Raw genomic sequence first — 10,132 nt, 5'->3', positions numbered from 1 at the left:
CGGGATCGATGGGCGAGCGCGAGAAGGATCTGGCCAAACGCTTTTTCGTGCTGCTGCACCTGTTCCTGACACGGCGCTACGAACGGACCGAGATCGTCTTTATTCGCCACACCCACGAGGCCAAGGAGGTTGACGAGCACACTTTCTTCTACCACACCCAAAGCGGCGGCACCGTGGTTTCCACGGCGCTCGAGGAAATGCAGCGCATCATCGAGCAGCGCTATCCGGCCGCCGAATGGAACATCTACGCCGCGCAGGCTTCCGACGGCGACAACTTCGCCACCGACTCCGAGCGCTGCATCGAACTGCTCGACCGCAGGCTCATGCGCCTTTGCCAGTATTTCGCCTATGTCGAGATCATCGACGAGCGGGAAAGCCACATTTTCGGCTCGACCGAGAACGGGACGTCGCTCTGGCGCGCTTACAGCGCCGTGGACGGGAAATGGCCGAATTTCCAGATGAGGCGCATAGCCGCTCCGGCGGACATCTACCCGGTCTTTCGCGAGCTCTTCGCCAGGCAGCCGGCGCTGCGCAAGAGCGCGTGAGGTTGTGGGTCGATAGGACGGGGGCCGATGGTCAGTCAGGCGCGCAAATCCGAACTTTTGTTTTCCGGGTCTGACTGGGATTTCGCGAAACTGTCGCGGGTCTACGACGAGATCGAGGCGATCGGCAAGGAAGAGCTTCGCCTCGACATCTATCCGGTGCAGATGGAGGTCATTTCCTCCGAACAGATGCTCGACGCCTATTCATCGGTCGGCATGCCGCTGATGTATCGCCATTGGTCGTTCGGCAAGCGTTTCCTCTATGACGAGCTTCTCTACCGCAAGGGCGCGCGCGGTTTGGCCTACGAATTGGTCATCAACTCCAATCCCTGCATCGTCTACCTCATGGAAGAGAACACCATGGCCTTGCAGGCCCTGGTGACCGCCCATGCGGCACTGGGCCACAACCATTTCTTCAAGAACAATCATCTCTTCCGGCAATGGACCGACGCCGGGGGCATCCTGAGCTACCTGGATTTTGCCAAGAGCTACATCGCCCGGTGCGAGGAACGGCATGGCCTGGCCCCCGTGGAGGCCATGCTCGATTCCGCCCACGCGCTGATGGAGCAAGGCGTCTTCCGCTACCACCGGCCGCCGAAGCTGTCATCGGAGCAGCAGCGCGAAGGGCTGCGCGAGCGCCTTGAATACGAGGAGCGTTCCTTCAACGATCTCTGGCGGACGTTGCCGCCCTCCCAGGGAAAGAACAAGCCGGAGGCAGAGGACGAGAGCCTCGCGGAGCGGAAGAAATCGCTCAATCTGCCCGAGGAGAACCTGCTGTACTTTCTCGAGAAGAACAGCCTCGTCCTTCAGCCCTGGCAGCGCGAGATTGTCAGGATCGTGCGTGTCATTGCGCAGTATTTTTACCCGCAGCGGCAAACCCAGGTGATGAACGAGGGCTGCGCCACCTTCGTGCATTACACGCTCATGAACATGCTTTTCGATCGCGGCCGCATCAGTGAAGGCGCCATGCTCGAGATATTGCGCAACCATTCGAACGTGGTCTTCCAGCCGGCCTTCGACGACCCGCGTTTTTCCGGCATCAATCCCTACGCGCTGGGTCTCGACATGATGCAGGATATCCAGCGCATCTCGACCGAGCCGACCGCGGAGGACCGCGACTGGTTCCCGGACATCGCCGGCCGCGGCGACTGGCGCGAGACCTTGCTCGATGCCTGGGCCAACCACCGCGACGAATCCTTCATTCGCCAGTATCTGAGCCCGGCCCTGATCCGGAAATGGCGGCTCTTCGTGCTGGCCGACGGCGCCGACGAGCCGCATTTCGAAGTCGCGTCGATCCACAATGAGCGCGGCTATAGCAAGATACGGTCCGCGCTGGCCCAAAGCTACGACGTGGGGGCGAGACGACCCGACATCCAGGTGGTTGATGTGGATCTCCTGGGAAACCGGCATCTGCGGCTGCAGCACAACGTCAAGGACGGCATCCTGCTCGAGGAGGAAAGTCGCGACGCGACCCTGCGCCATATCCGAAGCCTGTGGGGCTACGACGTCAGCCTGGCGGCTGTCGATGCTGAAACGGGTGCGGTGCTCAGCGAGCGCTCGACGAAGGAAATTTGAGTCAAGACAACTTAAAGCGCGTCGCGCTGAAACGAATTCAGGCGACGCGCTTTAGCCCTCGCCGGCAGGCCGGATCCTCAACCTCGCGATGCGGTTCTTGTCGCGCTTCATCACCACGAAGCGCTTGCCGTGGAAGGTGAAGGCCTGCTTCTCCTCGGGGATCGTCTGCGTCTCGTGGATGACGAGGCCGGCGATCGTCGTGGCCTCCTCGTCCGGCAGGTCCCAGTCGAGCGCCCGGTTGAGATCGCGGATCGGCACCATGCCGTCGACGACCACCGAACCGTCCGCCTCCTGCTTGACACCTTGCATGTCGACGTCGTGCTCGTCGGCGATCTCGCCGACGATCTCCTCGATGATGTCTTCCAGCGTCACCAGCCCTTCCATCTCGCCATATTCGTCCACGACGATGGCGAAATGCGCCTTGCGGCGCAGGAAGGCGTTGAGCTGATCCTGCAAGGTGGTGGTGTCGGGCACGAACCATGGCTTCGACGCGATCTTCATCACGTCGATCTTGGAAAAATCGTTGCCGACCTCGTTGAGCGCCCTCAGCAGATCCTTGGCGTGCAGCACGCCGACGATGTTGTCGAGCGAGCCTTTCCACAGCGGCATGCGCGTATGCGGGCTCTGCAGGATCTCGCGCACCACCATTTCCGGCGGATCGTCGGCATTGACCGAGCGCATGTTGGTGCGGTGGACCATCACATCCGACACTTCGAGTTCCTCGAGATCGAACAGTGCGCCCAGCCGGTCGCGGTCCTCGCGCGCCTGCCCGTTGCGGCGGGTATCGTCGCCGGCCTCGTCCGATTCATCGTCCTCGGGCGCCATCGGCTCGACCGGCCGCAGCGTGTAGCCGAACGCGGCAAGCAGTCGTGTGCGGAACAAAAGCGCCAGCACGACGATGGCGGCAAGGACGGCTGCGGCAATCCAGCCGGCGTCGATCATCTGGAATGGCTCATCTTGGGCCATTCGGGATGGCTCGCCTTGAGGAAGGACAGCACTTCCGAGGGCGGCACGTCCTTGGCGATGAAGGCCTGACCGATACCACGCGTCAGGATGAAGGTGAGCGCGCCGCGCGAAACCTTCTTGTCCTGGGTGATGAAGCCAAGCAGCGCCTCGGCGTCCGGCAGATCGCCTGATATGTCGGCCATCCGCCAGGGCAGGCCGACGGCGCGAAGATGCGCTTCGACACGGCTTGCGTCGTCCGGGCTCGCCAGATTGAGGCGCGCGGAAAAACGGTGCGCCAGGGCCATGCCGATGGCGACGCCCTCGCCGTGGACGAGGCGGGCGCCGTCATAGTTGGTGGCGGCTTCGAGCGCATGGCCGAATGTGTGGCCGAGATTGAGCAACGCGCGGTCGCCGGTCTCGAACTCGTCGCGGGCAACCACGTCGGCCTTGGCGCGGCAGGCCTCGGCGATGGCTTCGGTCCGCTCCGGGCCGCCGGCGAACACTTTTTGCCAGTTCTCCTCCAGCCAGGCGAAGAAGCCGGGGCGGTCGATCAGCCCGTATTTGGCGAGCTCGGCATAGCCGGCGCGGAACTCGCGGATCGGCAGCGTGTCGAGCACGCCGGTGTCGGCCAGCACCAGCTTGGGCTGGTTGAAGACCCCGACCAGGTTCTTGCCGCGGGCGCTGTTGATGCCGGTCTTGCCGCCGACGGAAGAATCGACCTGCGCCAGCAGCGAGGTCGGCACCTGCACGAAATTCATCCCGCGCCGCACGATGCCGGCTGCGAAGCCGGCAAGGTCGCCGATGACGCCGCCGCCGAGAGCCACGACAACGTCGCGGCGTTCGAGCTTGGCGGCGAGCACGCCGTCGACCACCTCTTCGAGGCGGGCAAAACTCTTGGTCTTTTCGCCGGCAGGCAACGTGATGACGGCCGAATGGATGCCGCCTTTTTCCAGGCCGGCCTTCAGCGTTTCGAGATGCGCGGCGGCGACGTTCTCGTCGGTAACGATGGCCGCGCGGGTGCCGGGAAGGCGGCCCGCGATTTCGGTTCCGGCGCCGGAAAGCAGGCCCGGCCCGATCAAAATGTCATAGGCACGGTCGCCGAGCCCCACCTCGACCTTAACCGGTTCTGTATGGCTCACGGCTCCACCTCGTCGCTGGTGGCGATCGCGGCGACGCCAAGATGGGCGCAAAGCGCGCACACCACCTCGCCGGCGATGACTTCCTTGCGGTCGTCGCGGGTCGGAACGGTGATGTCGGCCGTGGCATAGACCGGATAGCGCTCGCTCATCAGCCGCTCCAGCACGCCGCGCGGATCGGGATTCTTCAGGAGCGGCCGGTTCTGCTTCTTCGAGACCCGCTCCATCAGGAGATCGAGGTCGGCCTTCAGCCAGACCGATACGCCATGGCTCGCGATCGCCTCGCGCGTCTGCGCGTTCATGAAGGCGCCGCCGCCGGTCGACAGCACCTGCGGGCCGTTCTCCAGCAGCCGCAGGATCACGCGCTGCTCCAGCGCCCGGAACTCCGGCTCTCCGTAGCGCTCGAACAGCTCCGGCACGGTCATGCGCGATACGCTCTCTATCTCCTGATCGCTGTCGATGAAGGGCAGCGAGAGCATCGCCGCCACCTTGCGGCCGATCGCCGTCTTGCCGGCACCCATCAGGCCGACAAAGATGATGGAGCGGCTGCCGAGCCTTTCGAGCAGCGCGACACGGCCTTCGTCCGGCGGATTTGCTGGCAGCGCGTTCATGCGGAACCTCTTTTGCGCCGTATCGACATCAAAAGCCTGTTTGCGTCAAGCACGGCGCCGCAAGCAAACAGGATCGTGCGGCTTTCCAACGGAACCTTCGCCGACAAAATCCTTCGTCCTTGAATTGGTCGGATTGGCGTCCCATAAGGGCACAGGGTTTGGAAACGCAAAAACAAGAAGACGGGCGAAAGCTGAATGCCGACATTGTTTCGCTTTGTCGTGACGCTGGCGGTTCTTGCAGGCATTGCCTATGGCGCGATGTTCGCGCTGGCGATGTTCGTCGAGCCGAAGAAGGCGGAAATGAGCGTGCGCATTCCGGCGGAAAAGCTCAATCCGAAGAAGAACTGATCCCGGCCAGATGAACAGCGCCGCCCGCATCGAAGCCTTCCTGGAGATGATGAGCGCCGAGCGGGGGGCGGCCGAGAACACGCTTTCCTCCTATCGCCGTGACCTCGAAGACGCTTCCGCCTCGATCGGCGGCGGGCTGGCGGGAGCGGGAGCGGCCGACATCCGCGCCTATCTCGACGACATCGCGGCCAGAGGCTTCGCTCCGACCTCGCAGGCGCGAAAATTATCGGCGATCCGCCAGTTCTTCAAATTCCTCTATGCCGAAGGACTGCGCGGCGACGACCCGACCGGCACGCTGGACAGCCCAAAGAAGGGCCGACCGCTGCCGAAGACGATGACCGAAGCCGAGACCGGCCGCCTGCTCGACCGCGCGGCCGAGGAAGCGGGCGGTGCCGCGCCGGGCGGCGACCGGCTGGCGGCGCTGCGCCTGCATGCGCTGGTCGAGGTGCTCTATGCCACCGGCCTGCGCGTTTCCGAGCTGGTCGGCCTGCCGGTGACGGTGGCGCAGCGCGACGACCGTTTCTTCATGGTGCGCGGCAAGGGCGACAAGGAACGCATGGTGCCGCTGTCGGCCAAGGCGCGCGACGCGATGCGGGCCTGGCTTGCAACAAGGGCCGAACGCCCGGCCTTTGCCGAGAGCCCCTATCTGTTTCCGGCTTCCTCCGACAGCGGCCATCTCTCCCGGCAGGTTTTCGCCCGCGATCTCAAAGGGTTGGCGGCCCGGGCCGGTATCGCCTCGGCCAAGATCTCGCCGCATGTGCTTCGCCATGCCTTTGCCAGCCATCTCTTGCAGAATGGCGCCGATCTCAGGGCCGTCCAGCAACTGCTTGGCCACGCCGATATCTCCACCACGCAGATCTACACCCATGTTCTGGAGGAGCGGCTGGTGCGGCTGGTCAACGATCATCATCCGCTTGCCGACTAGGCCTCATATCGCTATGTGATGGCGACGTTCCACCGCCCGGAGCCAGCATTTCCAGGGTTCCGCCAGCCATTGCCTTCCGACGGATCGGTCCGCCCAAGCATGTACAATTACCTCGATTTCGAAAAGCCGGTGCAGGATCTTGAGCTCAAGATCCTCGAGCTGAAGAAGCTTGCGGAGAACGGCGAGGCGGTCGATGTCGCCGACGAGATCAACAGGCTGGAGAAGCGCTCGCGCGACGCGCTGCGCGATCTCTACAAGGCGCTCACCCCCTGGCAGAAGGTGCAGGTGGCGCGCCACCCCGACAGACCGCACTGCGTCGACTACATCAAGGGCTTGTTCAGCGATTTCACGCCTTTGGCCGGAGACCGCAATTTCGGTGAGGACCAGGCGATCGTCGGCGGTTTCGCCCGTTTTCGCGGCGAGCCGGTGGCGGTGATCGGCCAGGAAAAGGGCTCGGACACGGCGAGCCGCCTGAAGCATAATTTCGGTTCGGTGCGTCCCGAAGGCTACCGCAAGGCGGTGCGGCTGATGGAGCTTGCCGATCGCTTCAAGATGCCGCTTCTGACGCTGGTGGATACTGCCGGCGCCTATCCCGGCGTCGGCGCGGAGGAGCGCGGCCAGGCAGAGGCCATAGCGCGCTCGACCTCGGCCTGCCTGGCGCTCAAGGTGCCGTCGATCTCGGTCGTCATCGGCGAAGGCGGCTCCGGCGGCGCCATCGCCATCGCCACCGCCAACCGCGTCTACATGCTGGAGCATGCCATCTATTCGGTGATTTCGCCCGAGGGCGCGGCTTCGATCCTGTGGCGCGACACCACCCGCTCCAAGGACGCGGCGACCAACATGAAGATCACCGCCCAGGATCTTCTCGAGATGAAGATCATCGACGCCATCGTTCCCGAGCCGATGGGTGGCGCCCAGCGCGCTCCCGAAACGGTGATTGCCGCGACCGGCGACCTCATCGCCAAGACCATGAAGGACTTTGCCGGCGCCAATACCGACTTCCGCGAGCAGCGCCGTGAGAAATATCTGGCGATGGGCCGCAGCCTTTAATCGGGCCGCCCGTGGTAAACTGTGGCGGCAACGAACAATTTCGCCACAAAAATGCCGCCGCATTCGGCTCAATGAAAATCGCCGTGAGGGGTTGGCCAAGGCTTGCGGTAAGGATTTTTCAAGGTTAACGGGCTTACCGTCCGTCGGTGTTCAGCGTGCGGGCTCGGTCGTGCCGAGGCCTTTGGCCCGAAAGAAAGACGTAGCCGTAGCGATGTTTGCCAAGCTTGCCCGCACCGGAGTCCTGATCGCCGCGATTGGCGTCGCCGGCTGCAATGATTCGTCGATGAAGGATTTCGCGCCGGAGGCCAACAAGCCGCTGCCGGACAAGATCCTTGCCGACATGAAGGCCAAGGGCATGGTGCGCACCTCCTCGGTGATGGCGCGCATCTTCAAGGAAGAAGGCAAGCTGGAGATCTGGAAGGCCAAGACCAACGGCCGCTACGATCTCGTTGCCGCCTATGACATCTGCAAATGGTCGGGCAAGCTCGGCCCCAAATACACCGAGGGCGACCGCCAGGCGCCGGAAGGCTTCTACACGGTGCGTCCGTCGCAGATGAATCCGCGTTCGAACTATCATCTGTCCTTCAACATCGGCTTTCCCAACGCCTATGACCGCGCCAACGGCCGCACCGGCGCCAATCTGATGGTGCACGGCGCCTGTTCGTCGTCCGGCTGCTATTCGATGACCGACGCGCAGATTGAGCAGATCTATGCCTTCGGCCGTGACGCCTTCCAGGGCGGCCAGACCGAGTTCCAGATCCAGGCTTTCCCGTTCCGCATGACCGCCGCCAACATGGCGCGCTACCGCAACGATCCGAACTACGAGTTCTGGAAGATGCTGAAGGTCGGCTACGACAATTTCGAGATCACCAAGGTGCCGCCGAAGGTCGACGTCTGCGAGAAGCGTTACGTCTTCAACCAGGTGGCGCCTGAAGGCACGACCTTCGATCCGACCGGTCCCTGCCCCGAGAGCACGCAGCCGGATTCGTTGAAGACGGCCTATGCCGATTACGAGAAGCGCTATGACGCGGCTTTCAGCTCTGCCGTCAGGTCGAGCGCGCCGGCGCCCAAGCCGACCATTGCCGGCATCAAGGAAGCCAGCATCGTTTCCGATTGGTCGAAGCGCCGCGCCCGCGGCGAGCGCGTGCCGATCGAGCCGCCGTCGATGAATTCCGATGGCTCGGTGACCGAGACGGTGCGCATGGGCCGCATCGATTCGCCGCTCGGCCGCAAGATGGCGGCGCTCGACGCCGAGAAAGAGGCCAAGCGCAAGGCCGAGGAGCAGCGGCTGGCGGCAATCGAAGCCGCGAAAGCCGCCAAGGAAGCGGCCAAGGCTCAGGCGCTGGCCGAAAAGGAAGCCGCCAAGCAGGCAGCACAACAGCAGGTCGTCACCGCCGGCGTCGAGGTGGCGCCGGCCCAGCCGGCGGCTGAGACACAGGCGGCGAGTGCTGACGAAGGCACCGTGTCCAAGCTGAAGAAGAAGCTGCTCGGCATGTTCGGCGGCTGAGATCTTTGAGCTTGGCAAAGCACGCAATCACCTACGATCTCAAGGGCCTGAACTGTCCGCTGCCGGTGCTCAAGGCCCGCAAGCGTCTGGCCGCGATGCGGCCGGGCAGCCGTCTGTGGCTGGAGACCACCGATCCGCTCGCCGTGATCGACATTCCGGCCTTCTGCGCCGATGCCGGCCATCAGTTGATCGAGACGGCGACGGTAGCCGGAGGCCATCGCTTCCTGGTCGAGCGCGGCAGCGCGGCTTAACCAGTAGCGGGCTTTCCAATCACAGTCCGGCGATCGCCAGCGGATTGGCTTCGAGCGCCGCCCGGTCCGGCGTATCGATCGATGGCCGATTGGTGAAGGCGGCGAACAGCCGCTGGACATAGTCTTCAGGCATATCGAGCGTGATCAGCACCAGTCGGGTGCCGCGCTGGCCGTCCGGCCAGGCCGGCAGCCTTGCCGTCGGATGCAGGACCTTCTGCACGCCGTGAACGACCAGCGGCCGTGACGGATCTTCCATCAGTTCGATGACGCCCTTCATGCGCAGCAGCTTCTCACCATGCGTCGAGCGTAAGAGATCGAGGAACATCTCGATCGCCGAGAACGGCACCGGTCCGTCGTGGACGAGCGAGTGGCAGCGCACGCGGCTGTCGTGGCGGTGGTCGTGATGATGGTGGCTGTGATCATGGTCATCGTCGTGGTGATGATGGCCGTGGTCATGCGCTGCCTCTTCGCCGAGCCAGCGTCGCACATCGGCGGTCTTGGTATCGGGATTGTAGAGGCCGCAGTTGAACAGCGACGCCACGCCCGTGCCGCCATCGTTGACGTCGAGGAGTGCCGCGCCCGGATTGATCTGATGGAGCCGTGCCCGCAGGGCCCCGACATCCCCTACCTCGGCAAGGTCGGTCTTGGTGAGCACGATGCGGTCGGCGACCGCCGCCTGCTTCACCGCCTCGACATGAGCATTGAGGGTCGCCTCGCCGTTGACGGCATCGACCAGCGTGATGACGCCGTCGAGCCGGAAAGCCTGCACCAGCGCCGGATGCGCCATGATCGACTGCAGCACCGGCGCGGGATCGGCAAGGCCGGTGGTTTCGACCACGACGCGCGCAAGCCGGGCGATACGGCCGGTCTGCAGCCGGTCGACGAGATCGGCCAGCGTATCGACGAGATCGCCGCGCACCGTGCAGCAGAGGCAGCCGTCGGAAAGCTGGATGATGCCGTCCGAGGCCTGCTCGACCAGAAGATGGTCGATCGCCACCTCGCCGAGCTCGTTGATGATGACCGCCGTGTCGGCGAGTGCCGGGTCCTTGAGCAGCCGGTTGAGCAGTGTCGTCTTGCCGGCGCCGAGAAAGCCGGTGAGCACCGAGACGGGAATGGGAAAGCCGCTGTTCATCGCTTGCGCGCCGGCTAGTTGGCGGCCTTGGCCGGCTGGTCGCCCTGCACGGCGGCAGCGGCCGTTCCTGTCGCGGCGGGCGCAGCGTCGGCCGGCCGCGGCTTGTCGGG

The 10,132-nt window shown here is 64.2% G+C and carries 11 protein-coding genes; 7 read left to right on the top strand and 4 right to left on the bottom strand.

The genetic code is table 11. From position 1 onward, the window contains the following. Both EOA38_RS17050 and EOA38_RS17045 read left to right on the top strand, forming a co-directional pair. Window positions 1-545, top strand: a 545-nt coding sequence (locus EOA38_RS17050) for a DUF444 family protein (RefSeq protein ID WP_127299759.1), incomplete at its 5' end; no start/stop codon positions are given. A 27-nt stretch (window positions 546-572) separates the two neighbouring features. Beyond that, the gene (locus tag EOA38_RS17045; RefSeq protein WP_126091657.1) at window positions 573-2,117 is read left to right on the top strand and encodes a SpoVR family protein; all 1,545 of its coding nucleotides are present in this window, start codon (window positions 573-575) and stop codon (window positions 2,115-2,117) included. A gap of 51 nt (window positions 2,118-2,168) precedes the next feature. Here the strand turns inward: EOA38_RS17045 and EOA38_RS17040 are convergent, their stop codons facing one another. From EOA38_RS17040 to EOA38_RS17030, 3 genes are read right to left on the bottom strand one after another with little or no spacing between them, the layout of a single operon-like run. After that, window positions 2,169-3,059: a transporter associated domain-containing protein gene (locus tag EOA38_RS17040; RefSeq protein ID WP_126095727.1), complete on the bottom strand. Its 891-nt coding sequence runs from the start codon at window positions 3,057-3,059 to the stop codon at window positions 2,169-2,171. Beyond that, window positions 3,056-4,201 carry a 3-dehydroquinate synthase gene (aroB, locus tag EOA38_RS17035; protein ID WP_126091656.1) on the bottom strand — a complete coding sequence of 382 codons (1,146 nt, stop codon included), beginning with the start codon at window positions 4,199-4,201 and terminating at the stop codon, window positions 3,056-3,058. The genes EOA38_RS17040 and aroB overlap by 4 nt, the downstream gene beginning before the upstream one ends. Beyond that, entirely contained in the window at window positions 4,198-4,809 is a 612-nt protein-coding gene (locus EOA38_RS17030) for a shikimate kinase (protein ID WP_126091655.1), read from the bottom strand. Before EOA38_RS17030 ends, aroB begins: the two co-directional genes overlap by 4 nt. 195 nt (window positions 4,810-5,004) lie before the next feature. Between EOA38_RS17030 and EOA38_RS17025 the strand changes: the two genes are divergently transcribed. From EOA38_RS17025 to EOA38_RS17005, 5 genes are all read left to right on the top strand, one after another. Further along, window positions 5,005-5,157, top strand: a complete 153-nt coding sequence (locus tag EOA38_RS17025; protein ID WP_040989318.1) for a hypothetical protein — start codon at window positions 5,005-5,007, stop codon at window positions 5,155-5,157. A 10-nt stretch (window positions 5,158-5,167) separates the two neighbouring features. Beyond that, window positions 5,168-6,082 carry a site-specific tyrosine recombinase XerD gene (locus EOA38_RS17020; protein WP_126091654.1) on the top strand — a complete coding sequence of 305 codons (915 nt, stop codon included), beginning with the start codon at window positions 5,168-5,170 and terminating at the stop codon, window positions 6,080-6,082. Window positions 6,083-6,181: 99 nt separating this feature from the next. Continuing rightward, on the top strand, window positions 6,182-7,132 hold the full coding sequence (locus tag EOA38_RS17015; protein WP_127299758.1) for an acetyl-CoA carboxylase carboxyltransferase subunit alpha: 951 nt from the start codon (window positions 6,182-6,184) through the stop codon (window positions 7,130-7,132). 211 nt (window positions 7,133-7,343) lie between these two features. Then, complete coding sequence (locus EOA38_RS17010) at window positions 7,344-8,639, top strand: murein L,D-transpeptidase family protein (protein ID WP_126091652.1); 1,296 nt, start codon at window positions 7,344-7,346, stop codon at window positions 8,637-8,639. Between the two features lie 11 nt (window positions 8,640-8,650). Beyond that, a complete protein-coding gene (locus EOA38_RS17005) occupies window positions 8,651-8,890 on the top strand; it encodes a sulfurtransferase TusA family protein (RefSeq protein ID WP_189350513.1) in 240 nt (79 codons plus the stop codon). A 19-nt stretch (window positions 8,891-8,909) separates the two neighbouring features. On the opposite strand, the gene EOA38_RS17000 is transcribed toward EOA38_RS17005, so the two are convergent. Next, window positions 8,910-10,022, bottom strand: coding sequence for a GTP-binding protein (locus tag EOA38_RS17000; protein ID WP_126091650.1), 1,113 nt, complete (start codon window positions 10,020-10,022; stop codon window positions 8,910-8,912). Between the last annotated feature and the right edge of the window lie 110 nt (window positions 10,023-10,132).

The sequence above is a fragment of the Mesorhizobium sp. M1E.F.Ca.ET.041.01.1.1 genome (assembly GCF_003997355.1).
GTDB lineage: Bacteria > Pseudomonadota > Alphaproteobacteria > Rhizobiales > Rhizobiaceae > Mesorhizobium.
This window is presented reverse-complemented; position numbering and strand designations above follow the sequence as displayed.